26 protein-coding genes are annotated in these 25,109 nt (G+C 70.2%); 8 read left to right on the top strand and 18 right to left on the bottom strand.

Annotated features, from left to right (window positions below; genetic code table 11):
• Positions 1-81: 81 nt before the first annotated feature.
• The 4 genes from J2W45_RS02815 to J2W45_RS02800 form a co-directional block, all read right to left on the bottom strand.
• Positions 82-405 carry a DUF2469 family protein gene (locus J2W45_RS02815; protein ID WP_018190696.1) on the bottom strand — a complete coding sequence of 108 codons (324 nt, stop codon included), beginning with the start codon at positions 403-405 and terminating at the stop codon, positions 82-84.
• Positions 406-482: 77 nt separating this feature from the next.
• Positions 483-1,145, bottom strand: coding sequence for a ribonuclease HII (locus J2W45_RS02810; RefSeq protein ID WP_310128850.1), 663 nt, complete (start codon positions 1,143-1,145; stop codon positions 483-485).
• A 143-nt stretch (positions 1,146-1,288) separates the two neighbouring features.
• Positions 1,289-1,636 carry a 50S ribosomal protein L19 gene (rplS, locus tag J2W45_RS02805; protein ID WP_310128847.1) on the bottom strand — a complete coding sequence of 116 codons (348 nt, stop codon included), beginning with the start codon at positions 1,634-1,636 and terminating at the stop codon, positions 1,289-1,291.
• A gap of 200 nt (positions 1,637-1,836) precedes the next feature.
• Positions 1,837-2,334, bottom strand: coding sequence for a hypothetical protein (locus tag J2W45_RS02800; RefSeq protein WP_310128845.1), 498 nt, complete (start codon positions 2,332-2,334; stop codon positions 1,837-1,839).
• 95 nt (positions 2,335-2,429) lie between these two features.
• On the opposite strand from J2W45_RS02800, the gene map reads away from it, so the two are divergent.
• Entirely contained in the window at positions 2,430-3,194 is a 765-nt protein-coding gene (gene map, locus J2W45_RS02795) for a type I methionyl aminopeptidase (RefSeq protein ID WP_310128842.1), read from the top strand.
• A gap of 9 nt (positions 3,195-3,203) precedes the next feature.
• Here the strand turns inward: map and trmD are convergent, their stop codons facing one another.
• Entirely contained in the window at positions 3,204-3,887 is a 684-nt protein-coding gene (gene trmD / locus J2W45_RS02790; RefSeq protein ID WP_310128841.1) for a tRNA (guanosine(37)-N1)-methyltransferase TrmD, read from the bottom strand.
• Between the two features lie 23 nt (positions 3,888-3,910).
• Positions 3,911-5,122, bottom strand: a complete 1,212-nt coding sequence (locus J2W45_RS02785) for an MFS transporter (RefSeq protein ID WP_310128840.1) — start codon at positions 5,120-5,122, stop codon at positions 3,911-3,913.
• A 48-nt stretch (positions 5,123-5,170) separates the two neighbouring features.
• Here J2W45_RS02785 and J2W45_RS02780 point away from each other — a divergent pair, with 48 nt between their 5' ends.
• Positions 5,171-5,821: a GntR family transcriptional regulator gene (locus J2W45_RS02780; RefSeq protein ID WP_310128838.1), complete on the top strand. Its 651-nt coding sequence runs from the start codon at positions 5,171-5,173 to the stop codon at positions 5,819-5,821.
• Between the two features lie 75 nt (positions 5,822-5,896).
• Here J2W45_RS02780 and rimM read toward each other — a convergent pair whose 3' ends face one another.
• The 3 genes from rimM to rpsP are packed head-to-tail and all read right to left on the bottom strand — an operon-like array spanning position 5,897 to position 7,287.
• On the bottom strand, positions 5,897-6,607 hold the full coding sequence (gene rimM, locus J2W45_RS02775; RefSeq protein WP_310128835.1) for a ribosome maturation factor RimM: 711 nt from the start codon (positions 6,605-6,607) through the stop codon (positions 5,897-5,899).
• Positions 6,570-6,800, bottom strand: coding sequence for an RNA-binding protein (locus J2W45_RS02770; RefSeq protein ID WP_090042196.1), 231 nt, complete (start codon positions 6,798-6,800; stop codon positions 6,570-6,572). The genes rimM and J2W45_RS02770 overlap by 38 nt, the downstream gene beginning before the upstream one ends.
• A 4-nt stretch (positions 6,801-6,804) precedes the next feature.
• On the bottom strand, positions 6,805-7,287 hold the full coding sequence (rpsP, locus tag J2W45_RS02765) for a 30S ribosomal protein S16 (protein ID WP_310128832.1): 483 nt from the start codon (positions 7,285-7,287) through the stop codon (positions 6,805-6,807).
• Between the two features lie 181 nt (positions 7,288-7,468).
• On the opposite strand from rpsP, the gene J2W45_RS02760 reads away from it, so the two are divergent.
• The 4 genes from J2W45_RS02760 (at position 7,469) to J2W45_RS02745 (ending at position 10,943) form a co-directional block, all read left to right on the top strand.
• Positions 7,469-8,605 carry a glutamate--cysteine ligase gene (locus J2W45_RS02760; RefSeq protein WP_310128830.1) on the top strand — a complete coding sequence of 379 codons (1,137 nt, stop codon included), beginning with the start codon at positions 7,469-7,471 and terminating at the stop codon, positions 8,603-8,605.
• A 63-nt stretch (positions 8,606-8,668) separates the two neighbouring features.
• Complete coding sequence (locus J2W45_RS02755) at positions 8,669-9,340, top strand: SGNH/GDSL hydrolase family protein (RefSeq protein WP_310128829.1); 672 nt, start codon at positions 8,669-8,671, stop codon at positions 9,338-9,340.
• Between the two features lie 36 nt (positions 9,341-9,376).
• Positions 9,377-10,081, top strand: a complete 705-nt coding sequence (locus tag J2W45_RS02750) for an SGNH/GDSL hydrolase family protein (RefSeq protein WP_310128827.1) — start codon at positions 9,377-9,379, stop codon at positions 10,079-10,081.
• 103 nt (positions 10,082-10,184) lie between these two features.
• Positions 10,185-10,943: an SGNH/GDSL hydrolase family protein gene (locus J2W45_RS02745; protein WP_310128825.1), complete on the top strand. Its 759-nt coding sequence runs from the start codon at positions 10,185-10,187 to the stop codon at positions 10,941-10,943.
• Positions 10,944-10,997: 54 nt separating this feature from the next.
• Here J2W45_RS02745 and ffh read toward each other — a convergent pair whose 3' ends face one another.
• The 3 genes from ffh to ftsY are packed head-to-tail and all read right to left on the bottom strand — an operon-like array spanning position 10,998 to position 14,000.
• A complete protein-coding gene (ffh, locus tag J2W45_RS02740) occupies positions 10,998-12,572 on the bottom strand; it encodes a signal recognition particle protein (RefSeq protein ID WP_310128822.1) in 1,575 nt (524 codons plus the stop codon).
• 41 nt (positions 12,573-12,613) lie between these two features.
• Positions 12,614-13,114, bottom strand: a complete 501-nt coding sequence (locus J2W45_RS02735; protein ID WP_310128820.1) for a DUF2004 domain-containing protein — start codon at positions 13,112-13,114, stop codon at positions 12,614-12,616.
• Positions 13,115-13,124: 10 nt separating this feature from the next.
• Positions 13,125-14,000: a signal recognition particle-docking protein FtsY gene (gene ftsY, locus J2W45_RS02730; protein ID WP_310128818.1), complete on the bottom strand. Its 876-nt coding sequence runs from the start codon at positions 13,998-14,000 to the stop codon at positions 13,125-13,127.
• On the opposite strand from ftsY, the gene J2W45_RS02725 reads away from it, so the two are divergent.
• Positions 13,999-14,853 (top strand): CHAD domain-containing protein, encoded by an 855-nt coding sequence (locus J2W45_RS02725; protein ID WP_310128816.1) that lies wholly within the window; start codon positions 13,999-14,001, stop codon positions 14,851-14,853. The genes ftsY and J2W45_RS02725 overlap by 2 nt on opposite strands.
• Positions 14,854-14,890: 37 nt before the next feature.
• Here the strand turns inward: J2W45_RS02725 and smc are convergent, their stop codons facing one another.
• The 6 genes from smc to J2W45_RS02695 form a co-directional block, all read right to left on the bottom strand.
• Positions 14,891-18,484 carry a chromosome segregation protein SMC gene (smc, locus tag J2W45_RS02720; protein ID WP_310128815.1) on the bottom strand — a complete coding sequence of 1,198 codons (3,594 nt, stop codon included), beginning with the start codon at positions 18,482-18,484 and terminating at the stop codon, positions 14,891-14,893.
• A gap of 152 nt (positions 18,485-18,636) precedes the next feature.
• Positions 18,637-19,350 carry an ABC transporter ATP-binding protein gene (locus tag J2W45_RS02715; RefSeq protein ID WP_310128813.1) on the bottom strand — a complete coding sequence of 238 codons (714 nt, stop codon included), beginning with the start codon at positions 19,348-19,350 and terminating at the stop codon, positions 18,637-18,639.
• Positions 19,337-20,248, bottom strand: coding sequence for an ABC transporter ATP-binding protein (locus J2W45_RS02710; RefSeq protein WP_310128811.1), 912 nt, complete (start codon positions 20,246-20,248; stop codon positions 19,337-19,339). Before J2W45_RS02710 ends, J2W45_RS02715 begins: the two co-directional genes overlap by 14 nt.
• Positions 20,245-21,477: a branched-chain amino acid ABC transporter permease gene (locus tag J2W45_RS02705; RefSeq protein ID WP_310128809.1), complete on the bottom strand. Its 1,233-nt coding sequence runs from the start codon at positions 21,475-21,477 to the stop codon at positions 20,245-20,247. The genes J2W45_RS02710 and J2W45_RS02705 overlap by 4 nt, the downstream gene beginning before the upstream one ends.
• Positions 21,474-22,481 carry a branched-chain amino acid ABC transporter permease gene (locus J2W45_RS02700; RefSeq protein ID WP_310128807.1) on the bottom strand — a complete coding sequence of 336 codons (1,008 nt, stop codon included), beginning with the start codon at positions 22,479-22,481 and terminating at the stop codon, positions 21,474-21,476. Before J2W45_RS02700 ends, J2W45_RS02705 begins: the two co-directional genes overlap by 4 nt.
• A 113-nt stretch (positions 22,482-22,594) precedes the next feature.
• Positions 22,595-23,818, bottom strand: a complete 1,224-nt coding sequence (locus tag J2W45_RS02695) for a branched-chain amino acid ABC transporter substrate-binding protein (protein WP_310128805.1) — start codon at positions 23,816-23,818, stop codon at positions 22,595-22,597.
• Positions 23,819-24,034: 216 nt separating this feature from the next.
• On the opposite strand from J2W45_RS02695, the gene J2W45_RS02690 reads away from it, so the two are divergent.
• Positions 24,035-25,096 (top strand): GNAT family N-acetyltransferase, encoded by a 1,062-nt coding sequence (locus tag J2W45_RS02690; RefSeq protein WP_310128803.1) that lies wholly within the window; start codon positions 24,035-24,037, stop codon positions 25,094-25,096.
• Positions 25,097-25,109: the final 13 nt, after the last annotated feature.

Genomic DNA, 25,109 nt, shown 5'->3' with positions numbered 1-25,109 from the left:
GCGGCGGAGGGACGGCGGGCGGCGAATCTGTGGAGAAGAGGCGGCGGACCGTCGCTGTGAGCGAATCGGCCGCGACGACGACTACTCGTCGAGGGCGAGCTCCTTGGGCAGCTCGAACTCCTTGGAGGAGAGCTCCTCGATGTTGACGTCCTTGAACGTCAGGACGCGCACCGACTTCACGAACCGATCGGCGCGGTACACGTCCCACACCCAGACGTCGTTCATCGTCAGCTCGAAGTAGAAGTCGTGCTCGGTGTCCCGGCGCACGAACTCCACCTCGTTCGCGAGGTAGAAACGGCGCTCCGTCTCGATCACGTACTTGAACTGCGAGACGACGTCCCGGTACTCGCGATACAAAGCCAACTCGACCTCGCGGTCGTAGTCGTCGAACTCGTCTTCATCCATCGTCCGTCAAGTCTATGCCGGATGGGACGCGAGCGCTCCGGGGCGGCCGAACCCGGACATGCGCGCGGCCGGTCGGCCTACTCGGCGAGGTCGAGGAGGGCCGGCTGCTTGAGCCAGGTCAGCCGGTGCAGTGCGCTCGGCCCGAGCTCCGCGATCGCCGCGAAGTGCTCGGGCGACGAGTAGCCCTTGTTGCTCGCCCAGCCGTAGCCGGGGTACTCGAGGTCGTGCGCGATCATCATCCGGTCGCGGTGCACCTTCGCGATGACCGACGCCGCCGCGACCGAGGCGCAGTCGCGGTCGGCCTTGATGCGCGTCACGACTTTCGCCGGCCGCATCAGCGCCGGATTCAGGTAGTCGTAGTTGCCGTCCAGGATGAGGGTGCTCTCGTGGACGAGTGCGCCCTGCTCCTCGAGCTGCGCGAGCGCACGGGCGCCCGCGAGCCCCAGGCAGCGCATGATCCCCAGCGAGTCGACCTCTGCTGCGGTGGCGAGACCCACGGCGTGGTTCATCGCCCACTTGCGGCACAGCGGGTCGAGGGATTCGCGGACCGGCTCCGGCAGCAGCTTCGAGTCGCGCAGCCCCGGTGGGATGCGCTTCACCGCGGTGTCGATCACGACCATCCCGACGGCGACCGGGCCGGCGAGCGCACCGCGACCGACCTCGTCCACCGCGACGATCGAGGTGACCCCCTGGCGGTAGAGCGCCTTCTCGAACCGCAGCGACGGCGACACCGGGGTCATCATCCGCTCTTCACTCCTCCGCGCCGAACTCTCCGACCGTCCCAGGATAAGCGCTCGCACGCGCCGCGACGTCCACGAAACGACAGAGCTCCCGGTCCGAGGAACGGACCGGGAGCTCGTGAAGCCGTAGGGCGCGGAGACGCTCAGTTCTCGCGCTTCTCCTTGATCTTCGCCTTCTTGCCGCGCAGCTCGCGCAGGTAGTAGAGCTTGGCGCGACGGACGTCACCGCGGGTGACGACCTCGATCTTGTCGATGACCGGCGAGTGGACCGGGAACGTGCGCTCGACGCCGACCTGGAAGCTGACCTTGCGGACCGTGAAGGTCTCGCGGACGCCCTCGCCGGAGCGGCCGATCACGACGCCCTGGAAGACCTGGATACGAGAGCGGTTGCCCTCGATGATGTTCACGTGCACCTTGACGGTGTCGCCGGCGCGGAAGTCGGGGATGTCCTGCTTGAGGGACGCGGCGTCGACCTGGTCGAGGATGTGCATGGCTGTTCGCTCTCTGTACCCGCCACAGGTCGGGAACGGACTCGGGGCCGGCTCCGATCCGGAGCGTCGGCCGTCTGGGTTCGATAAGTGGGTGTCGCGAGAAGTGCTGGCTCCCCCGTGGCAGAGCGTGGCCGCGGCACAAGGATCAATTCTGCCATGCGGCGGCCCGCTTTACCAAAGCGGGCTGTTCCGCAGCCGGTTCACTCCCGGTCGCGGCGCTCCTCGATGACGATGTACTCCCCGTCGTCGACCACGTCGCGCGGCGTGTTCTCGGTCGGCCGCGGCTGCGCGATCCGCTCGTACGCGGCGAACGTCTGCTGCACGCGAGCACGCGTCTCGGTGAGCAGCTCCCAGACCGTGAGCCAGAAGATCGCGAGGAAGAGCAGCACGCCGACCACGGCGAGCCATCCGGTGGCGCCGGGCGGGAAGAAGCCGAAGCCGATGATCGAGAGGTGCCAGAGGGCGAAGAGCCCCGCATCCCACCAGGACACGGCCCGCCGTTCGCGTACGCTGCGCCGCGCCATGACGATGCCGCCGACGACGAGCATCGCGATGAAAAGGATGGGGCAAAGCACCAGCAGGCCGAGGAACGACCAGCCGCTCCCCTCGTGGAAGGCGGCCCAGCCGATCAGCACCCACACGGGGAGCACCACGGCGGAGGGGAAGAGCCACCAGTAGAACGCCTTGCGGATGATCACGGCATCAGCGTACTCGCGCGTGCCTGTGCCGCGGCTGCGGGTTTACCCCACGCTCACCTGCGAGACTGGAGCGGTACGACGTGGAAGGAGATCCCGTGATCGAGCTGAGGACGCCCGCCGAGATCGAGCAGATGCGCCCGGCCGGCGCGTTCGTCGCTGAGGTGCTGGCCGCGACGGCGGCGGCCGCACGCCTCGGCGTCAACCTGCTGGAGCTCGACGCGCTCGCCCACGACCTCATCCGCCGCCGGGGCGCCGAGTCCTGCTACATCGACTACCACCCGTCGTTCGGCGCCAGCCCGTTCGGCAAAGTGATCTGCACCTCGGTGAACGACGCCGTCCTCCACGGTCTCCCCCACGACTACCGCCTGCAGGACGGCGATCTGCTAACCCTCGACTTCGCCGCCGCGGTAGACGGCTGGGTCGCCGACTCCGCGGTGAGCCTCGTGGTCGGCACGCCGCGCGACGAGGACCTGCGCCTCATCGACACGACCCGCAGGGCACTGGCGGCGGGCATCCAGGCGGCTCAGCCGGGCGGCAGGATCGGCGACATCTCGGCCGCCATCGCCGCGGTCGCGCACGCCGAGGGGTACTCGATCAACACGCAGTTCGGCGGCCACGGCGTCGGGCGGACGATGCACGGCGACCCGCACATCTCGAACGACGGGCGTGCCGGACGCGGGTACCCCCTGCGCCCCGGACTCGTCATCGCGATCGAGCCCTGGTTCCTGGAGACGACGGACGAGATCTACACCGACCGCGACGGCTGGACGCTGCGCAGCGCGGACGGCTCGCGCGGCGCGCACTCCGAGCACACGGTGGCCATCACCGAGGACGGCCCGCTCGTCCTCACCGCCCCCTAGCCGACGCGATCAGGACAGCAGGTCGGGGCGGACGGCGCGCGTCCGCTCGAGCTGCTGCTCGTGCCTCCACGCGTCCACGGCGCCGTGGTTGCCCGAGAGGAGCACGGGAGGCACCTCCAGCCCCCGCCACACCGCCGGCTTGGTGTAGCTCGGGTACTCGAGCAGACCGTCCTCGTGCGATTCCTGCACCAGACTCTCGGGATTGCCCACCACGCCGGGGATCAGCCGGCCGATCGCCTCGATCATCGCCATCGTCGCGACCTCGCCGCCGTTCAGCACGTAGTCGCCGATGCTGATGAGGCGCACGCGCGCCCGGCTAGCCGCGTGGTCGAAGACGCGCTGGTCGATGCCCTCGTAGCGGCCGCAGCCGAACACGAGGTGCTGCTCCTGCGCGAGCTCGCGAGCCGTGCGCTGCGTGAACACCTCACCCGCCGGCGACGGGAACACGACGACGGGATCGTCGGCACCGTCGAGGATGGCGTCCAGCGCTTCTCCCCAGGGCTCCGGCTTCATGACCATGCCTGCCCCGCCGCCGTAGGGCGTGTCGTCGACCGTCCGGTGCCGGTCGTGGGTGAAGTCGCGCAGGTCGTGCACGCCCAGCTCGATGAGCCCGGACTGGCGGGCCTTGCCGAGGAGCGAGATGTCGAGCACATCGAAGAAGGTCGGGAAGATCGTGACGATGTCGATGCGCATCCCTGAATTCTAAGAGGTGGACCTCAAGCGGGGACGACGGCGAGCTCCCGGTCACGGGGCACGAGCGGCGTCGCGACGGCCGGGCAGAGGGCGACGACGGCGAAGGCGACCGGGAAGCCGACCCAGCCGATCAGCGCACCCACGGCCGGGCCGACCACCGAGGCGGCGAGGAACTGCCCGGTGTTCTGGGCGCCGAGCGCACGTCCCGACCAGAACGGGCCGGCGATCTCGGCGACGGACGTGTAGGCGAGCCCGTTGTCGGCCACCGTGACGATCGCGGCCACGACCAGGATGACCGCGGCGGCGGCCGAGCCGAGCGCCGATGCGGCGGCCATCAGCAGCATCACGCCCACCGCGCAGAGCGACACCCAGCGGAGCGGACGCAGGTGGCTGCCGACGCGGTCGCTGAGCACGCCGATCCCGATCCGCCCGATGGCGCCGGCGAACTGGCTGACGCCGATGACGATCCCGGCGGCGAGCGACGTGAAGTGGAGCTCGGCGACGAGCCACACCAGCCCGAACGTCGACACCGTGAACTGCGGCACCACCAGGAGCATCGAGACGCCGTGGATGCGCCACAGCAGCGACGTCTCGCGGTAGGGGCGCCAGACGGCCTGGGGATGCGCGTCGGCGCCGCCTGCCGCACTGCGCGGCGGACGCGGAGGATCGACGATCCCGACGGCGCACACGATGGCGGACACGCCGCACAGCACGGCAGGCACGACGAGGGCCGCAGCCACTCCCCCGTTCGCGGCCAGCAGTGGGACGCTCACGGCCGCGATCGCGACGCCGAGCGGCTGGCACATCTGACGGATGCCCATCGCCAGACCGCGGCGCTCCTTCGGGAACCAGCCGATCACGACCCGGCCGCTCGCTGCGTTGGGGCTGGCCGACGCCATGCCGCCCACCAGGAACAGCGCGCCGAGGGCGAGGTAGGAGTCGACGAACATCGCCGCCACGGCGGCCACCGCGGTGACGGCGAGGCCGGACGCGATCACCCAGCGCTCCCCGATCCGGTCGCTCAGCGCGCCCCACGCGATCAGTGTCAGCACGAGGCCGAGGGTCGGGGCAGAGGCGAGCAGTCCGGCCTGGGCGAGGCTGAGTCCGCGCTCCGTGTGCAGCAGCGGGATGAGGAACGCCGGGGTGGAGACGAACACCGTCGAGCTGGCCTGCGCGAGCACCCCGAAGCTCAGCATCCACCACGGGTGAGGACGGCGGGCGATTCGGCGATCCATGGGTATACCCTAGCGGTATACCGGCTTGGTATACCGAGAGGAGGATGCATGCCCGAGCAACCGCAGGTATACGCCACGCTGCGCGCGCAGATCCTCGACCTCGACCGCATCCCCGGCTCACGCCTGACCGAACGCGGCCTCGAGACGGAGCTCAGCGCGTCCCGGACTCCGCTCCGTGCTGCGCTCATGCGGCTGGAGTCCGAAGGCCTCGTCGTGCGCGAGGGCCGGGCTTGGGAGGTCTCCCCCATCGACCTCGGGGAGATCGCCCGGCTCAGCGAACTCCGGGATGCACTGGAGACGGGTGCGGTCCGGCTCAGCAGCTCCCGCGCGACGCATGACGAGATCGCCGCGCTCGCGGACGAACTGGACGCCTACGACACCGCCCTCCCCGCCGACGAGGCGGTGCGAGCCGGCACCGACTTCCACGTGCGGCTCGCCGCCCTGTCGGGCAACCACTTCTTCGCGGATGCGGTGGATGCGGCCATGACCCGGCTGGCGCGTGCCCGCTGGCTCGTCGCCCGGAGCGAGGAGGCGTGGCAGGAGCACCGGGAGATCGTGCGGGCGCTCGCCGCGCGCCGCCCGGACGACGCCGCAGAGCTCATCCATCGCCACATCGTCGCGACGCACGACGGCCTTGTCACCGCCCTGGATGCGCAGGCGCGCAGCCTGCGCGGCCGCGGACTGGCGATCGTGTCCTGACGCGCGGAATCGTCAGCAGACGCGAAGAAGGGCGACCCGGTCGGGTCGCCCTTCTTCAGCGTGCGGGTGTTGCGGTCAGTCCTCGTCGGAGGACGTCTCGGTCGTCTCGGCGTCGGACTCCGATTCCGCATCGGCCTCCGGCTCCGCCTCCGCGTCCGGCTCCGGCTCGTCGTCCGGCAGATCCTCGAACAGGCCCGCCGGAGGCGTCAGCGTGACGGTCCCCGCAGCGAGGTCGACCTCCGGCACGATCGCCTTGACGAACGGCACCAGGACCTCGCCATCGGCGGTGGCCACGGCCAGCAGATCCTGCGCCGGCAGGTGATCGACGCGGGCGACGCGTCCCACCGTGACGCCGTCGCGGACCGCGTCGAGCCCGACCAGCTGGTGGTCGTACCAGGCGTCCTCCTCCTCGGGCAGCTCCTTCACGTCCTGGCTGACCCACAGGATCGCCTTGACGAGGGTCTCGGCCTCGGTGCGGTCGTCGACCCCCTCGAAGAATCCGACCGGGTGGCCGTTGTACCAGCGGAGCTCGCGGAGCTCCAGAGTCTTGCCGTGCCACTTGGAGGCGGTGGGCACCTGCAGGGTGAACACCGCGCCCGGGACGAACCGCTTCTCCGGCTCGTCCGTGAACAGTTCCAGCTTGAGCGCGCCCTTGAGGCCGTGCGCCTTGGTCAGGCGCCCGACCCGCAGCTCGGTCTGACCGGGCCGGGGGGCGACCTCCTTGCGGGGCAGTTTGTGGTCGGCCACCTCAGTCGTCGACGACGTCGACACGGACGCGCCGGCCATCGGCCAGCGCGGCCACGAGCGTGCGGAGGGCCTTCGCCGTGCGGCCGGAGCGGCCGATCACCCGGCCGAGGTCCTCGGGATTCACGCGAATCTCGAGGACCTCGCCACGCGGGGAGCTCTTGGCCACGACGTGGACGTCGTCAGGGTGATCGACGATCCCCTTGACCAGGTGCGTGAGCGCGGGTGCGAGCAAGACGTCAGGCCTTCTCGTCGGACGCGTCGTCGGCGATCGCCTCGGCCTCGGCGACGACGTTGGCCTCGGCGGCCTCCTCGCGCTCGACCTCGGCCTCGACGACGGCCTCCGCCTCGGCGGTGACGTCGGCGGCCTTGTCGGCCTTGGGCTTGAGGACCGGCTTCTTCTTGTCGTCGGCGACGAACTCGGCCTTGCCCTCGGCGACCTTGACGGTGCTCACGGCGTTCTTGTCACCCTTGTAGCGACCCCAGTCGCCGGTCAGCTTCAGCAGGGCGAGGACCTGCTCGGTCGGCTGGGCGCCGACGCCGAGCCAGTACTGAGCGCGGTCGGAGTCGACCTCGATGCGCGAGGGCTCCTCGGTCGGGTGGTACAGACCGATCTCCTCGATCACACGACCATCGCGCTTGGTGCGCGAGTCGGCGACGACGATGCGGTAGTACGGAGCGCGGATCTTGCCCAGGCGCTTCAGACGGATTTTGACGGCCACGATTCTCCTGTGTGAGTGGATGAGTTGTGTCGAACTGACTGCCGTGGGCGTGGGGGCACACTCGGCAGGAGGTCTAATGTTCGTCCCACGCGCCGGATAGAGGGTCGGGCACGTCGAACTCAACTAGCTATTCTGTCAGATACTGCGCTGCTTTGAACAATCGGACGGACGGGACGACCGCATGCAGATCGAATTCTCGGAGTCCGAGCGCTCCACTGTCGGCATCGAGTGGGAGCTCGCGCTCGTGGATGCGTCCACCGGCGACCTGGTCCAGCTCGCCGACGAGGTGCTCCGGGAGCTGGGGACGCCGGACGGCCGCGAGCATCCGCAGATCACGCACGAGCTGCTGCTGAACACCGTCGAGCTGGTCAGCCGCGTCCACAACACCGTGCCGGCGGCGATCGCCGACCTGCAGGAGCTGATCGGGCTGGTCCGGGGGGTGACCGACCCGCTCGGCGTCGAGCTGATGTGCGCGGGGACGCATCCCTTCGCCCAGTGGTTCGACCAGAAGGTGACGCCGAACGAGCGCTACGACCGGCTGCTGGACCGTACGCAGTGGTGGGGCCGGCAGATGATGATCTGGGGCGTGCACGTCCACGTCGGCATCGACTCGGTCGACAAGGCGCTGCCGATCGTGAACGGGCTGCTCACCTATTACCCGCACCTGCAGGCCCTCAGCGCCTCCAGCCCGTTCTGGGCGGGAGCACGGACCGGGTACGCCTCCAACCGTGCGCTGATGTTCCAGCAGCTCCCGACCGCGGGGCTGCCCTGGCAGTTCGGCACGTGGGCGAACTACGAGGAGTACGTGCAGGACCTCGTGACCACGGGGGTGGTGGAGGACCACTCGGAGGTGCGCTGGGACATCCGTCCGTCGCCCAAGTGGGGAACGGTGGAGATGCGCGCCTGCGACGGACTGTCGACGGCGGACGAGGTGGGTGCCGTCTCGGCGCTGATCCACTGCCTCACCGACCGGATGTCCGGCCAGCTGGAGCAGGGCGTCGAACCGGTGACGCTGCAGCCGTGGTTCGTGCGCGAGAACAAGTGGCGCGCGGCACGGTACGGGCTGGATGCGGAGATCATGGTGGCGCCGGACGGCAGCGAGCGGCTCGTGTCCGACTCCCTGCGCGAGCTGGTCGACGAGCTCCAGCCGGAGGCCGAGCGGCTGGGATGCACGGACGAGCTGGCGACCGTGCTCACGATCCTCGACACCGGCGGCAGCTACCAGCGTCAGTTGGCCGTCGCGGAGGCGAACGGCGGCAGCCTGCAGGCCGTGGTGAGCTCGCTCACGCACGAGCTGCGCAGCGGGCTCGGCCGCTGACCGTACGGCTCCTGCTCATGGCGGCCAGAGCCCATCCATAGGATGCGCGCGTACGGTTTGTGCATGCTCGCCCGACGCCCCCTCGCGACCGCCGCGACGGCCCTGACCGCCGCTCTGGTGGCGCTCAGCGCGCTCTCGGGCTGCGCGAGTGCGAACAGCGGTGCGGGCCTGGTCACCGGACGCACGACCACCGCGTCGGCCACGCGGGTCGCGGTGATCGGCGACTCGATCGAGTCCGGTCTCGGGCTCGAGCCGGAGGAGGCCTGGCCCGCCCTCGTCGCGGCGGACCGGGGCTGGCGGCTCGACAACCTCAGCGTGCCCGGAGCGGGATTCGTGGCGCAGGGGTCCAACGGTGCGGACTTCTCCGCCCAGGTCGACACGGCCATCGCCTCCGACGCCGAACTGGTGCTGATCGGCGCCTCCGACAACGACCTCGGAACCGATGTCTCCGAGGTCGCGGCCGCGATGGAGAAGCAGGTCGCGCGCCTCCACTCGTCTCTCCCGGATGCCCACATCGTCGGGTTCAACGCCCTCTCCGGCGAGGCCGGCGACGACGAGCTCGCCCCCTTCGACGACGCTCTCCAGAAGGCGGTGGAGGGCGTCGGCGGCACCTGGCTCGACCTCGGCCAGCCGTACCGCGACGGTGCGGGGCTGGTGCAGGACGACGGCGAGCACCCGACCCTTCCCGAGCAGCAGGCGATCGCGGCCGTCGTCGAGACCAGGCTCGGGGCGTGAGCTTCCGCCCAGGCAGCTTCTCCTATCGTTGATCACGTGACGACCCGACGCTCACCCCTGGCCTCTGTCGCCGCGCTCCTGGCCGCCGCCCTCCTGGGCGTGTCGCTCGTCGGCTGCATGGCCGCGACCCAGGCCGCGCCGACGGCGGAGCCCGTCCCCGTACCCAGCCCGACGTCCACGCCGCGCCCGGTGATCGCCGCGGCGATCGGCGACTCGATCGCGATCGGCAACGGCGTCCCCGCCGAGGATGCGTGGCCGCTGCTGGTGGCGCAGCGGTTCGGCTGGACGCTGAGCGACTTCGGCGAGAGCGCAGCGGGGTTCACCGTGCCCGGGCTCAACACGCACACGTTCGACGACCAGGTCAGCGCCGCCATCCGCGTCCACCCCGACGTCGTCCTGGTGGGCGCGACGCGGAACGACCTCTTCGCGCCCACGAGCACCCTCAAGGCGGATGCCACGGCGGCCCTGCGCCGGCTGCGCACCGCTCTTCCGGACGCCCGGATCATCGGCGTCAGCGCGCTATGGGGCTCGGAGCCAGCGCCCGCGCAGGTGGCGGTCATCTCGGCGACCGTCCGCGACGCCGTGCTCGACGTCGGGGGGTCCTGGGTCTCGCTGGGCCAGCCGTTCAGCGGCCGCGACGAGCTGGTCCTCGCGGACCACGTGCATCCCACCGTCGCCGGTCAGCGGATGCTCGCCACGACGATCGCGAACAGCATCGCCGCGCAGACCTTCCCGCGGTGATCGCCGCTGAGGCGCTCGATCCCGCAGAGAGTTACCACCGTGCCGACACGCCGTGAAGCGAGTCACAGCTGGTTCGCAGCTTCCACCGTCTAGCCTCGCACCCGTGCGCATCCATACCCGACGCCGCCTCCGCACCCGCCTCGCCCTCGTCGCGCCCGCTGCGGTGACCGCAGCGCTGCTGGCCCTCGCGGGATGCTCGGCACTCCCGTCGGTGCGGCCGGTGGCGGGCCAGGTGCAGCCGGCGCAGGGCACTCGGCCCACCGCCGTCGCTGCAGCCGGGACGGGCGCTCGCCAGGGGACGACGGGGACCGTCGACGCGGTCGCGATCGGCGATTCGATCGCCTTCGGCAAGGGCGTCGCGCCCGATCAGGCGTGGCCCGCCCTCGTGTCCGCCGCGCACGGCTGGAAGCTCACCGACCTCGCCGTCTCGGGCTCCGGGTTCGTGAAGCCCGGCTGGAACGGGACCACGTACCGGCAGCAGGTCGACGCGGCGCTGCGCCTGCAGCCGCAGGTCATCCTCCTCGCCGCCACCCGCAACGACCGCGAGCAGGATCCCGCGGCCGTGACGGCCAACGCCGACCGGATGCTGCGCGAGCTGCGGGAGCGTTTCCCGCACGCCACCATCATCGGCATCACGGGCGTCTGGGGATCGGACCAGCCGCCGGCCACCATGACGCACGTCGACGAGATCGTGGGCGACGCCGTGCGCGACGTCGACGGCACCTGGCTCGACATCGGCTTCCCGCTCGTCGGGCACCCGCAGCTGCTCCAGGCGGACGGCATCCACCCGAACGCGGCGGGTCAGAAGATCGTGGCGCAGACGATCGAGTCGAAGCTGCGTCCGCTCAACCTCGCCCTCTGACGGCGACGAGCACCACCCCGGCGGGCGCGCGCGAGGCGGCCCGGGCGCCGGGAGTCAGCGGCCGAGGAACTTCTGCAGCGCGGCCATCTCCTCCTCCGAGGGTCCGCCCTGGGGAGTTGCTGCTCCCCCGCCGAGGCCGAAGCCGCTGCCGCCCGCCTGAGCGCCGGCGCCGGGCTTGACGCCGGCCGCGAGGGCGGCGTTCTCCGCCGCGCGCTTCGCCGGGTTGCCCGAACGCGAACCGCTCTTCTTCTTGTTCTTCTGCTGCTTGCGGCCGGCGTAGGACGCGCCGGGGATCGGGCCCATGCCGGGCACGTTCGGCACGCCGCCCTTCGCGACCGTCTTCATCATCTTGGCCGCCTGCTCGAACCGGGTGACCAGCTGGTTCACCTCGGTGACCGTACTGCCGGAGCCCTTCGCGATGCGCAGCCGGCGCGAACCGTTGAGCAGCTTGGGGTTGGTGCGCTCGGCCTTGGTCATCGACTGGATGATCGCCTCGGTGCGGACGATCTCCCGCTCGTCGAAGTTGTCCAGTTGCTGCTTCATCTGGCCGGCGCCGGGCAGCATCCCCATCATCTTCTTGATGGAGCCCATGTTGCGCAGCTGCTGCATCTGCTTGAGGAAGTCGTCGAGCGTGAACGAGTCGGTCGCGAACTTCTCGGCGACCTTGCGCGCCTCCTCCTCGTCGAAGGCCTCCTGGGCCTGCTCGATGAGGGTCAGGATGTCGCCGAGGTCGAGGATGCGCGACGCCATGCGGTCCGGGTGGAACGGCTCGAAGTCGTCGAGGTTCTCACCGGTCGACGCGAAGATGATCGGGCGGCCGGTCACCGAGGCGACCGAGAGGGCCGCACCACCGCGAGCGTCGCCGTCGAGCTTGGAGAGCACAACACCGGTGAAGTCGACGCCGTCCTGGAACGCCTTGGCGGTCGCCACGGCGTCCTGACCGATCATCGCGTCGATGACGAACAGCACCTCGTCGGGGTCGGTCGCTTTGCGGATGTCGGCCGCCTGCTTCATCAGCTCGGCGTCGACGCCCAGACGGCCGGCGGTGTCGATGACGACCGTGTCGTACTGCTTGGTCTCGGCGAACTTCAGCGCATCCTTCGCCACCTTGACCGGGTTGCCGACCCCGTTGCCGGGCTCCGGCGCGAACACCGGAACACCGGCCTGCTCGCCCACGATCTGCAGCTGCGTCACGGCGTTCGGGCGCTGGAGGTCGGCGGCGACCAGGAGCGGCGTGTGGCCGTCCTTGACCAGCCACTTGCCCAGCTTTCCGGCGAGCGTCGTCTTTCCGGCGCCCTGGAGGCCCGCGAGCATGATCACCGTCGGCGGGCGCTTCGCGAACTGCAGACGGCGCTGCTGGCCGCCCAGGATGGCGACGAGCTCCTCGTTGACGATCTGCACGACCTGCTGGGCCGGGTTGAGGGCCTTGTTGACCTCGTCGCTGAGGGCGCGCTCGCGCACCTTCGCCGTGAAGTCCTTGACCACCGGCAGGGCGACGTCCGCGTCGAGCAGTGCGCGGCGGATCTCGCGCACGGTGCCGTCGACGTCGGCCGGCGACAGCTTGCCCTTGGTGCGCAGGTTCTTGAAGGTGTCCGCAAGACGGTCGGAGAGCGAGCCGAAAGTAGCCATGATCCTGTCATTCTACCGGGCCGGGATGCGGCCTCGCCGCGTTACGGCTGGGTCTCGACCGAGACCACGTCGCCGCGCACGTCGAACGACACGGTGAGCAGCGCATCCGACTCGTCCGGGGCGATCGAGTAGTCGAACGTCGCGAAGACCTCGTCCTCGTCGGAGTGGTCCACCTGGATCACGACGCTCAACAGCTGGAGCGAGCGCAGCACATCGATGGCGATGTCGCCCGAGTTGTAGACCAGCAGGTCGAGGAGGCTCTCCCCCAGCTTGTCGACGTGCTCGTCGATGTAGCTGGTCGTCGCCGACTGCCGCGAACTGAGCTCGGCGACCAGCGCGTCCCGGGCGCGGGCGTCGAAGCCCTCGAGGGCCTGGATGAGCGCGGCCGCCGCATCCACCGCGAACTCCGGCACGGCGCTCTCGTCGTCGGCCAGCAGCTCGACCTCGACGGCCTGGTCGCCCATCTCCACCGTGTCGTCCCAGGCGAGGCCGCCGCTCGCGGTCTCGTCGATGATGCCGAAGAAGTCGTGCTCGATCGCCATGTCGCCGCCCCTATCCGACCAGCTGCTGCGCGAAGACGTGCGGGGTGAAGCCGGTGAGGTCGTTGATGCCCTCGCCCTGGCCGACCAGCTTGATCGGGATCCCGGTGCGCTCCTGAACGGCGAGCACGAAGCCGCCCTTGGCCGAGCCGTCGAGCTTGGTGAGCACCAGGCCGGTGACGCCCGCGTGCTCGAGGAAGGCCTCGGCCTGGGCGAGCCCGTTCTGGCCGGTGGTCGCGTCGAGGACGAGCAGCACCTCGGCGATCGGCGACTGCTTCTCGACCACGCGCTTGATCTTGGAGAGCTCGTCCATCAGGCCGCCCTTGGTCTGGAGCCGCCCCGCCGTGTCGATGATGACGATCTCGGTGCCGTCGCGCTTGGCCTTCTCGACCGTCTGGAAGGCCACGGACGCCGGGTCCTGGCCCTGCTGCTGCGGCCGGACGATTTCGGCGCCCGCGCGCTCCGCCCACGTCGCCAGCTGCTCGACGGCGGCGGCGCGGAACGTGTCGGCCGCGCCGACCACGACGGAGCGGTCGTAGGTGCGCAGGAACTTGGCGAACTTGCCGATGGTCGTCGTCTTGCCGACGCCGTTCACCCCGACCACCAGCACGATGGCCGGACGGTCGCTCAGCTTGAGCGTGGTGTCCAGCTTCGACAGGCGCTCCTCGAGCGTCTCCCGCAGCATCCGCTGCAGGTCGGCCGGGTCGGTGGTGTGGTACCGCTCGACCTTTGCCCGCAGGTCGTCGACCACGGCCTCGGTGACATCCGGACCGAAGTCGGCGGTGATCAGCGCCGTCTCGAGGTCGTCCCAGGTGTCGTCGTCGATGGTCTTCTTCGCGAACAGCCCGCGGAGGGCGCCCGACAGAGACCAGGGGGTGCGGTCAGCCATGACGATCAGCCTAGCCGCGCGGATGTACGGTGTGCTCATGTACGCGCTCGTGGAGGTCTCGGCGGAGCTGGCGGAGCAGCTGGTGGCGATCGAGACCGGCGGCGAGGATGCGGTGCACCAGGCCCGCACACGCGTCCGGCGGCTGCGCAGCATCCTCGCGGTGTTCCGGAAGGCGTTCGACGAGGAGGAGCAGCGCCGGATGCGCGCCCGGCTCAAGCGGCTGGGGCACCGGCTGGGCGATGTGCGCGACCTGGATGTGCGGGCCCGCGACCTCGAAGGACTCCTGAGCGAGCAGACGGATCCGGCCGTCGCCGACGCGGTGGAGGCGATGGCGGCCCGGGCCCGCGCCCAGTACGGGCGGGCGCTCGACGACCTGCTCCGGCATGTCCGGAGCCGGGGTCACCGCGAGCTGCTCGCCGACCTGCAGTCGTTCGCCGCCGCTCCCCCGCTGAGCGAGGACGGCTCGGCGCATCCGCACCGGGTCGCACGGAAGGGTCTCCGCAGGGCCGCACGCCGGGTGCTGCGCGTCGAGGGTGAGCGCCTCGAGGAGCGGCACGCCGCGCGCAAGGCGGCCCGTCGGCTCCGGTACGCGGCGGAGGCGGTGGCGGACGACCTGGGCGGCGACGCCGTCCGGCTCGCCGAGGCGGCGGAGGAGCTGCAGGATGCGCTGGGCGAGCACCGCGACCTGGTCCTCCTGGCCCGTCACCTACGGGAGCACGCGGAGCTGGACGGCCTGCCGGCGGTCAGGGCCGGCGTCGAGGCGCTGGCGGAGGACTGCGAACGGCGTGCGGCCGAGAAACTCGCCGGGCTGGACGAGAAGCTGGGCGCGGTGGAGGCGGCGGCCGAATTCTGAGCCTGCGCTCGTGCCCTCGGCCGGGCCGGCCGCTGGGCTAGCTGGCCCGTTCCTGCTCCTGCTCGCGCTCCTGGGCGACACGCTGGCCGACCACGGCCGACACGCCGTCCTGGCGCATCGACACGCCGTACAGGGCGTCGGCGATCTCCATCGTGCGCTTCTGGTGCGTGATCACGATGAGCTGGCTGCTCTCGCGCAGGTCCTCGAAGATGGTGAGCAGCCGGCCCAGGTTCGCGTCGTCGAGGGCCGCCTCCACCTCGTCCATGATGTAGAACGGGCTGGGCCGGGCCTTGAAGATCGCGATGAGCAGCGCGACCGCCGCGAGCGACCGCTCGCCGCCGGACAGCAGGGACAGCCGTTCGATCTTCTTGCCCGCGGGCTTCACCGAGACCTCGATGCCGGTCGTCAGCAGGTCGTCGGGGTTGGTCAGGCTGATGCTGCCCTGGCCGCCCGGGAACAGGATCGGGAACACGCGCGTGAAGGCCGCCTCCGTGTCGGCGAACGCGGACTCGAAGATGGTCTGCATCCGCTCGTCGATGTCCTCGATGATCGTGAGCAGGTCTTTGCGGGTGTTCGTGAGGTCGGTCAGCTGCTCGGTGAGGAACTTGTGCCGCTGCTCCAGCGCGGCGAACTCCTCCAGCGCGAGCGGGTTCACGCGGCCGAGCTGGGCGAGCTTCCGCTCGGCGGCCGCGAGGCGCTTCTGCTGCTGCTCGCGGGAGAAGGGGACGGTCTCGGGCTCGGTGTCGGCGTCGGCGGTGTCGCCGGTCCCGTCGGCGTCCTCCTCGGCGGCTGCGCCGCGCGCGACGTCGACCGGCACGGGGACAGCCGGGCCGTACTCGGCGACCAGCACATCCTCCACGAGCCCCAGTTCGCTTCCCGCGCGTTCGAGCAGGCTCGAGAGGTGCAGCTTCTTCTCGTAGATCTGCAGCTCCAGGCCGTGCACCGACTCGGTGATCGCCTGCAGGCGCTGCCGAACGGCGTTCTCGTCGCGGCGCAGCGTCGCGAGCTCCTCGTTCTGGCTGGCGCGCTCGGCCTCGGCCTGCGCGAGTTCGAGGCGCGCCTGTGCCACCGAGCGGTCGACCGACGCCAGGACGGCCGGGAGGGCGGAGATGACGCTCTCCGCGGCGTCCAGCTGGCGGCGGCGGATCACGGCCCGCCGTGCCGCCTCCTCCGCGGCGGCCCGTTCCGCCTCCAGGCGACGCGCCAGCGCCTCGCCGCGTGCCTGCTCGGCACGCACGCGCTCCTTGGCCGTCTCGACCGACAGGCGCGCCTCCACCTCCGCCTCGCGGGCGGCGTCGAGCTCGGTCGCGAGCGCGTCCCGGGCGCTGACGTCGAGGATGGGGCGCGGACGGGAGCGCGCCGCCTCCAACTCGGCCTTCGCCTTGTCTGCCGCCTGCTCCGCCTCTGCCACCCGCTCGCCGGCCTGCTCCAGCGCCCGGCTGAGCCGATCGAACTCGGCCTGCGACGCCTCCAGCTGCACCTTCAGCCGGTTCAACTGCTCGGTGCGGGCCGCTAGCTTCGCGTCGAACTCCCGCAGAGTCGCGAGAGCCGCCTGCGACTGCTCCTTGGCGACCTGCAGCACTCCGCGCTGCTCCGCGAGGGCGAACTTCGCGCGGTCGCTGAGCGAGGTGACCTCGGTCAGGCGCTCCTGGGCGGCATCCCGGTCTGCGATCAGCTCGATGCGGCTCTGCTTCGCGCCGGAGCCGCCGCGGAGGACATGCTCGGTGAGCACATCCCCGCTCTTCGTGATGATGGTCACGGGTCCGCCGAGCGACCGGGTGCGGAACGACTCGAAGGCGTTCTGGGCCGCCTCGAGGTCGTCCGCCACAGCGGTGAAGGCCAGGATGCCGCGCACGCCCTCGGGCGCGTCCACCACGCTGGTCGCGGGGACGACGCCGCTGATCCCGGACAGGTCGACGGAAGCGGCGGGGGCGTCCGCGACGACCACCTCGACGCGTCCCAGGTCGTCGGCGGCCGCGTGCGCGACCGCGGACCGGGCGGCGCCGCGGTCGTCGGCGAGCACGGCGTCGGCCAAGGTGCCGAGGGCCGCTGCGATGGCCGCCTCGAAGCCGGGATGCACGCGGACGTGCTCGGCGACGAGCCCGCGGACTCCCGGCAGCCGGGCGGAGACCAGCGCGGCGGAGCCGTCCTTCTGGTCGAGGGCGAGCGAGAGGGCGCTCGTGCGGGCAGCGAGGGCGTCGCGTTCGCGCTCCAGCGTGTGCAGCTCCTCGCGCAGCCGCTCGATCTCGCCCTCCGCCTCGAACACGGTCGCCTGGGCCAGCTCGTACGCTTCGTCGAGGTCGCCCTCGCCCACGTCGGCGGTCGCCGCCTCCGCCTCACGGGCGGCGAACTCCGCGCGGGCGCGCTCGCGGCGCTCGGTCGCGGCGTCCAGTGCGTTCTGCTGCCGCAGCACCTCGCCGCGGACGGCGGCGAGCCGCTGGGCGGCGGCCTCCGCCTGGCCGTTGAGCTTCGAGATCTCCAGGTCGTGGCGGGACACGAGGGCGCTCTGGGCGGCGATCTCCTCGTCGACCGCATCGAGGCGGGCGCGCGCGTCGCGGGTCGCCGCCTGCGCCGCGGTCCAGGCGGCCTCCGCCTCCGCGACCACCCCGCGCAGCCGCTCCACCTCGTCGCGGGCGTCCTGCACGTTCTGCGGGGTGACGCTGGGGCCGGAGTCGGGTGCATCCCCCTGGCTGCCGAGCAGGGCGACCCGCTGGTTGGCGAGGGTGAACAGGCTGCGGAGCCGCTCCTGCACGGACTCGAGGGCGAAGGCGGTGCTCCGGGCGGTGTCGACCGCGTCGCCGACCTGCGCCTGCTCCAGCCGGGTGCGGCGCAGCTGCTTCTGCTCCAGCTGCTCCTGCAGCACGATCTGCTCGCTGTGCCGCTCCGACTCCGTGCGGCTGTGGTCGTCGAGGGTGCGGCGCAGGGTGACGACCTCGTCGGCGAGGAGCCGCGCCCGCGCATCCCGGACCACCGCGGCGATGGACTGCGCCTCGCGTGCGATCTCGGCCTGGTGCCCGAGCGGCTTCAGCTGCCGGCGCACCTCGCCGGCCAGGTCGCTCAACCGGGTCAGGTTGGCCTGCATGGCCTCCAGCTTGCGAAGGGTCTTCTCCTTGCGGCGACGGTGCTTCAGGATGCCGGCCGCCTCCTCGATGAAGCCGCGGCGGTCCTCCGGGCTGGCGTGCAGCACCGCATCCAGCTGCCCCTGCCCGACGATGACGTGCATCTCGCGGCCGAGGCCCGAGTCGCTGAGCAGCTCCTGCACGTCGAGCAGCCGGCAGGACTGCCCGTTGATCGCGTACTCGCTGCCGCCGTTGCGGAACAGGGTGCGCGAGATCGTCACCTCGGAGTACTCGATCGGCAGGGCGCCGTCGGAGTTGTCGATGGTGAGCTGCACCTCGGCCCGCCCGAGCGGACCCCGGGTGGCCGTGCCGGCGAAGATGACGTCCTCCATCTTGCCGCCGCGAAGCGTCTTGGCGCCCTGCTCGCCCATCACCCAGGCGAGCGCGTCGACCACGTTCGACTTGCCGGACCCGTTGGGCCCGACGACGCAGGTGACGCCCGGCTCGAAGGCGAAAGTCGTCGGCTGCGCGAACGACTTGAAGCCTTTGAGCGTCAGACTCTTCAAGTACACGCAGGCGAATTTACCGGACGTTCACGCCGCCGCCGCGCCGGAGCGCCGCACTACTCCCCCGTCGAGTACACGAAAACTGCACGGTATCCCGGAGGATTCCGTGCAGTTTTCGTGTACTCGACGGGGGGGCGACCCGCCGGGAGGGACAGGCGTCAGGCGACGCCGAGGTAGGCCTCCTTGATGGCGGGGTCGGCGAGGAGCTCCTTGCCGGTGCCCGCGCGGGTGATGTAGCCCGTCTCCAGGACGAAGCCGCGGTTCGCCCGGGCCAGCGCCTGGTTGGCGTTCTGCTCCACCAGCAGAACGGTCGTGCCCTGCTTGTTGATCTCCGTCACGATCGAGAAGATCTGGCGGATGAACTGCGGCGCCAGACCCATCGACGGCTCGTCGAGGAGCAGCAGGCGCGGGTTCGACATCAGCGCGCGGCCGATGGCGAGCATCTGCTGCTCGCCGCCGGACATCGTGCCGCCGACCTGCGTCTTGCGCTCGGCGAGACGCGGGAACAGCGCGAACACGCGGTCGAAGTCCTCGCCCATCTTGGAGCGGTCCTTCCGGCCGAACGCGCCCATGTCGAGGTTCTCCAGCACCGTCATGCCGGGGAAGATGCCCCGGCCTTCCGGCGCCTGCGAGATCCCGCGGACCACGCGGATGTGCGCCTTCATCTTGGTGATGTCCTCGCCGTCGAAGAGGATCGACCCCTTCGACGGGTTGAGGATGCCGGAGATCGTCTTCATGGTCGTCGATTTGCCGGCGCCGTTCGCGCCGATGAGGCTCACGATCTCGCCCTCCTCCACCGAGAAGGACATGTCGTGGATGGCCTCGATCCGGCCGTAGGAAACGCTGATGTTCTTCAGCTCAAGCAACGTCATCTTCGGGCTCCCCGAGGTAGGCGGCGATCACGCGCGGGTCGTTCCGGATGGCTTCGGGGGTGTCGTCGGCGATCTTGCGCCCGAACTCCAGCACCACGATCCGGTCGGTCACACCCATGACCAGCTTCATGTCGTGTTCGATCAGCAGCACCGTGTAGCCGTCGGCCCGGATGGTGCGGATGAGCTCCATGAGCTCCTCCTTCTCGGCCGGGTTGAAGCCGGCGGCCGGCTCGTCCAGGCAGAGCACCTTGGGGTCGGTGGCGAGCGCGCGTGCGATCTCCAGGCGACGCTGGTAGCCGTACGGCAGCGAGCGGGACAGCGAACCGGCGTGGTCCGCGATGCCGACGAACTCGAGCAGCGCCATGCCGCGCTCGATGGACGACTTCTCCTCACGCGTGTGCCGCGGGAGGCGCAGGAGCGCACCCGGGACCGACGTGCGGTGCCGCGCATCCAGGCCGACCACCACGTTCTCCAGCGCCGTCATCTCGCCGAACAGGCGGATGTTCTGGAACGTGCGCGAGAGGCCGAGGCGGGTGATCTGGTGCTGCTTGCGGCCCTTGATCGTCTGGCCCTCCAGCAGCACGTCGCCGCTGGTCGGCTTGTAGACGCCCGTCATCGCGTTGAAGCAGGTCGTCTTGCCTGCGCCGTTCGGGCCGATCAGGCCGAGGATCTCGCCGCGGCGGATGTCGAACGTGACGTCGTCGAGGGCGGTCAGACCGCCGAACTTGACCGTCAGGTTGCGCACCTCGACGATGTTCTCGCCCACCTCGACCGCGATCTCGCGATCCGGGGCTGCGGCCTCCGCGACCTCCAGGTCGATGCCTGCGGCCTCCAGCTCCTCCTCGTTGACGCCGAGGGCGGGCTCACCCTCCGGCACCGTGTTGCGTGCGTCCGTCATCGTGCGCCTCCCTTCGCGCCGTCTCCGTCGAGCGAGCCCTGGTCGACCACCGGCGTCGCCGCCGTCGGCGTCCCGGGCCGCCCCTTCGCCGCCTCCGCCACCCGGCGGTAGGCGTGCCTCCCGTACGCGAGCAGCTTCTGCCGCGCCGGGAACAGGCCCTGCGAGCGGAAGATCATGATCAGCACGAGCGCGATGCCGAAGATCAGGTACTTGTAGTCCGCGATGACGGTGAACCGCAGCGGGATGTACGCCACGATCGCACCGCCGAGCATCGCGCCGACCTTGTTGCCCGCGCCGCCGAGCACGACGGCGGCGAGGAACAGGATCGACGTCTGCACGTCGAACTTCTGGTTGTTGACGAAGCCCACCTGGCCGGCGAACAGCGCGCCGGAGAGGCCGCCGACACCGGCGCCGATGGCGAACGCCCACACCTTGTACTTGAAGGTCGGGACGCCCATGATCTCCGCGGCGTCCTCGTCCTCGCGGATGGCCACCCAGGCGCGCCCGACTCGGCTGCGCTCCAGGTTGCCGACCAGCAGCAGGATCACGATGATGACGGTGATCGTCAGCCAGTACCACGGCACGCCGTTGGAGTTGGAGAAGATCGGGATGCCGTCGGCGTTCTCCCCCGGCGGGTGCCCGACGTTCTGGAATCCGACCTGGCCCTTCATCGCCGGGATGATCGTCGCGAGGATGCGGACGATCTCACCGAAGCCGAGCGTCACGATGGCCAGGTAGTCGCCGCGCAGACGGAGCGTCGGGACGCCCAGGATGATGCCGAAGGTCATCGTCACGGCGATGGCGACCGGGATGGTCCACAGGTACGGGATCTTCACGAACGGCGAGTCCGGGCTGGTCAGCATCGCCGCGGTGTACGACCCGACGGCGAAGAAGGCGACGTACCCGAGGTCGAGCAGACCCGCGTAGCCGACCACGACGTTCAGGCCGATCGCGATGAGCGCGTAGACCGCCATCGAGAAGCAGGCCAGCGCCCAGTCGTTGCCCGGGGCCGTGGTCAGCGGGAAGAAGTTCAGGTACGGGAGCGCGTAGGCGATGGCCACCACGATGAGCAGCCAGGCCCACTGCACGGGGCGGGGCAGGTTGTTCCAACGGTCGCGGAGCTGAGCGAACGGGCCGTTGCTGCGCTTGGCGCGCGCCGCCTCGAAGGCGTCGACCGCCTGCTCCTCACGACCGTCGGGCAGAACCCGGGGTCCTTCTGTCATGCTCATGCGCGGCTCCTTCCGAGCGAGGTGCCGAGGATGCCGCTCGGCTTGACCAGCAGCACCAGGACGAGGACCACGAAGGCCACGACGTCGGTCCACTGCGAGTCGCCGAGGAGGATCTGGCCGTAGTTGCCGATGACGCCCAGCAGCAGGCCGCCGAGCAGCGCGCCGCGGACGTTTCCGATGCCGCCGAGGACCGCTGCGGCGAAGGCCTTGACGCCGAGTACGAAGCCGCCGTTGTAGATGACGCCGGAGGGCACCAGCATCACGTAGAACAGTGCGGCCGCACCGGCGAGGATGCCGCCGGTGATGAACGTGATCTGGATGATCCGCTCCTTGTTCACGCCCATCAGGGTCGCGGTGTCGGGGTCCTGCGCGACGGCGCGGATGCCGCGACCGGTGCGGGTGCGGCGGATGAACCAGTCGGTCGCGACCATCAGCACCACCGAGGCGATGACGATGATCAGCTGCTGGCTGTTCACGATGGTGCCGAACACGTCGAAGATCGGCTGCGGGATGAACATGGTCACCGCCGGCTCCGCGTTCGCGCCCCGGATCAGGAAGATCAGGTACTGGATCGTGAACGACGCGCCGATCGCGGTGATGAGGAACACCAGGCGTGGCGCGTTCCGCCTTCGCAGCGGCCGGTAGGCCACGCGTTCGAGCACCCACGCGGTGACGCCCGAGGCGAGCATGCCGACGAGGAGGGCGAGTATCAGGTCGCCGATGATCGCCGCGGGGCTGAGGTTGGGGGCGCTCGGACCGAAGCCGAGCGAGGTGAGGGTGATCACGACGCCGTAGGCGCCGACGATGAAGACCTCGGAGTGGGCGAAGTTGATCAGGTTCAGCACACCGTAGACCAGCGTGTAGCCGACGGCGATGAGGCCGTAGACAGCGCCGAAGGTGAGCCCGTCGAACGTGGCGCTCCAGAAGTTCTGGACGAGCGCGTTGACGTCGAAGTTGATCCAGGAGCTGTCGAGGGCGGGATGGAGGAGGAGGGTTTCGAGCATTCGAGCATCCAGGGTTCAGTGCCGGGTCGCCGTCGATCCGGTCGGTAGCGAGCGTAGTCGAAATAGCGGGGGTGCCGCGGGCCGGGGCCCACGGCACCCCCGGGGTGTCGCTCTCAGCCGATGGTGCCGATCGGCACGATCTTGCCGTTCTCGACCTTGTAGCCGTAGACGGCCGGAGCCTGCAGCTCACCCGTGGAGTCCCACTTGTAGTGCTTGCTCAGTCCGTCGGCGTCGTAGTCCTTCACGAACGAGAGCAGGTCGGCGCGGGTCGTCTTGCCCTTGTCGATGCCCGACAGGAGGACGGTGGCGGCGTCGTAGCCCTCGATCGAGTAGGTGCCCGGCTCGGCGCTCGCGAGCTTCTTGTAGGCGGACTCGAAGTCGGTGATCAGCTCACCCGGGATGCAGGGGCAGGTGAAGTACGCGTTGCTGGACGCGTCGCCGGCCAGCTTGATGAACTGGTCGTCCTTCACACCGTCCGGGCCCACGAAGGTGCCCTTGTAGCCCTTGTTGACCAGCTGCTGGTCGAACGGAGCACCCTCGGCGTAGTAGCCGGCGTAGTAGACCGCGTCGGGCTTCGCGTTGATGATCTTGGAGATCACCGCGGAGAAGTCCTTCTGGCCGGTGGTCACCTTGTCGGTGCCGACGAGCGCGTCGCCGAGCGCCTTCGAGGTCTGGGTGCCGAGGCCGATGCCGTAGTCGGAGTCGTCCTGGACCAGGTAGACCTTCTTGGCCTCCAGCTTGTCCGTGAGGAACTTCGCTGCGGCCGGACCCTGCACGGCGTCGTTGCCGAGACCGCGGAAGAAGGTCTTCCAGCCGTTCTGCGTCAGGCCCGGGTTGGTGGCCGACGGGGTGATGTGGACCAGGCCCTGCTGCTCGAAGATGTTGCCGGTGGCCTTGGACTCACCCGAGAACGGGAGGCCGACGACACCGACGATGTCGGCTTCGTTGACCGCCTGCGTGACCGGACCGGTCGCCTTGTTCGGGTCGCCCTCGGTGTCGAACTTCTTGAATCCGACCTGGCAGCCCTTGTTGGCCTCGTTGTGCTGGTCGATCGCCAGCTGGATGCCGTTGTAGATGTTGATACCGAGCTGGGCGTTGGGGCCCGTCTCCGCGCCCACGTAGCCGATGGTCAGGCCGGCAGGACAGGTGGCCTTCCCGTCTCCGGCGGGGAGCACCGCGTCCTTGGGGACATCGACCGACGTGATCGCCGGGATGTCGACCTTGGACGAGTTCCCGTTGGTGGATCCTCCCGTGGACGGCTGGTTCGCACATCCCGCCAGGAGCAGTGCGACTGACGCTGCAACAGCCGCACCGATGGTGACTTTCTTCCGTAGCATCTCTTGCCTCTCGACGTAAATCCGTCACGAACCTGCGTTTTCGCTGGTTCGTGCCACGAATATGTGTGCTGAGAATACAGTGCTCGCAACCTTTTGCAACCGCGATCGGCGCGCAGATTTACACGATCGAAACCAAACTGTTCGCGCGCTTCACACCGCGACGGCCGCGCGGATAGGCTGATCCCCTGCCCGGACCGGCGCGAGGAGGTGTCCCCGATGCGTGTGACGCGGCTGCACATCCCCGACGCGCTCGGCACCCGGGAGTCGGCCGCCTTCGAGGAGCTCGTGGGCGTGCTGAACGGCATCGTTGTCGACCTGTGGGGCGACGACGACTTCGTAGAGACGGCCGAGCAAGCGCTCGCGGCGCACCGCGAGCAGGACTACGTCGAGCGCATCGTCCACGTGGCCGTCGAGGAGGGCGCGATCGTCGGCCGGGTCGAGGCGATCTTCCCGCTCGAGGAGGACTCCGAGACGGTCTCGCTGCTCGTCGACGTGGCGCCCGCCCTCCGCGGCCGCGGGATCGGCACCGCGCTGCTCGAGAAGGGCGAGGAGCTCGCCGCCGAGGGCGGCAGGCGGGTGATCTCGACCTACACGGAGCACCCGGTGCGCACGCTCGAGGGCGCGGACCGTCTGGTCCGGGCGCCCGCCGGGACCGCCGGCCTCCCGCGCGAGTCGCCGCACGTGCGGTTCGCGCTGAAGCACGGGTACACGCTCGGCCAGATCGAGCGGTCGAGCGAGCTGCACCTCCCGCTCCCTCCCGAGCGCGAGGCGGGCCTGACCATGACGCTGAACGGCTTCCGGCTGGTGTCGTGGTGGGGCGCCGCGCCGGACGACCTGCTGGAGCGGTTCGCGGCGATGAAGGCCCGCATGTCGACCGACATCCCGCAGACCGGCATCGCCGTCGACCCGGAGGACTGGGACGGCGAGCGGGTCCGCTCGCAGGAGCGCACCCTGGTCGCGCGCGGCGAGCCTCTGCTGGTCACGGCCGCCGTGCACGAGGAGACGGGCGAGATCGCCGCCTACACGGAGCTGGCAGTGCCGGCCGACGGCACGAAGGCGGAGCAGTACGACACGCTGGTCGCCCGCGCCCACCGCGGCCACCGGCTCGGCACGGCGGTCAAATTGCGGAACATCCAGGAGCTCGGACGGCGTGCTCCGCACATCCGCCGCATCCTCACCTGGAACGCCGACGAGAACGACCCGATGCTGGCGATCAACCGGGCGTTCGGGTTCCGGCCGCACGCCCTGACCGGGCACTGGCAGAAGACGCTGGAGTAGTCCGGCCTCCGCC

Source organism: Leifsonia shinshuensis (assembly GCF_031456835.1).
Lineage (GTDB): Bacteria > Actinomycetota > Actinomycetes > Actinomycetales > Microbacteriaceae > Leifsonia > Leifsonia shinshuensis_C.
This window is presented reverse-complemented; position numbering and strand designations above follow the sequence as displayed.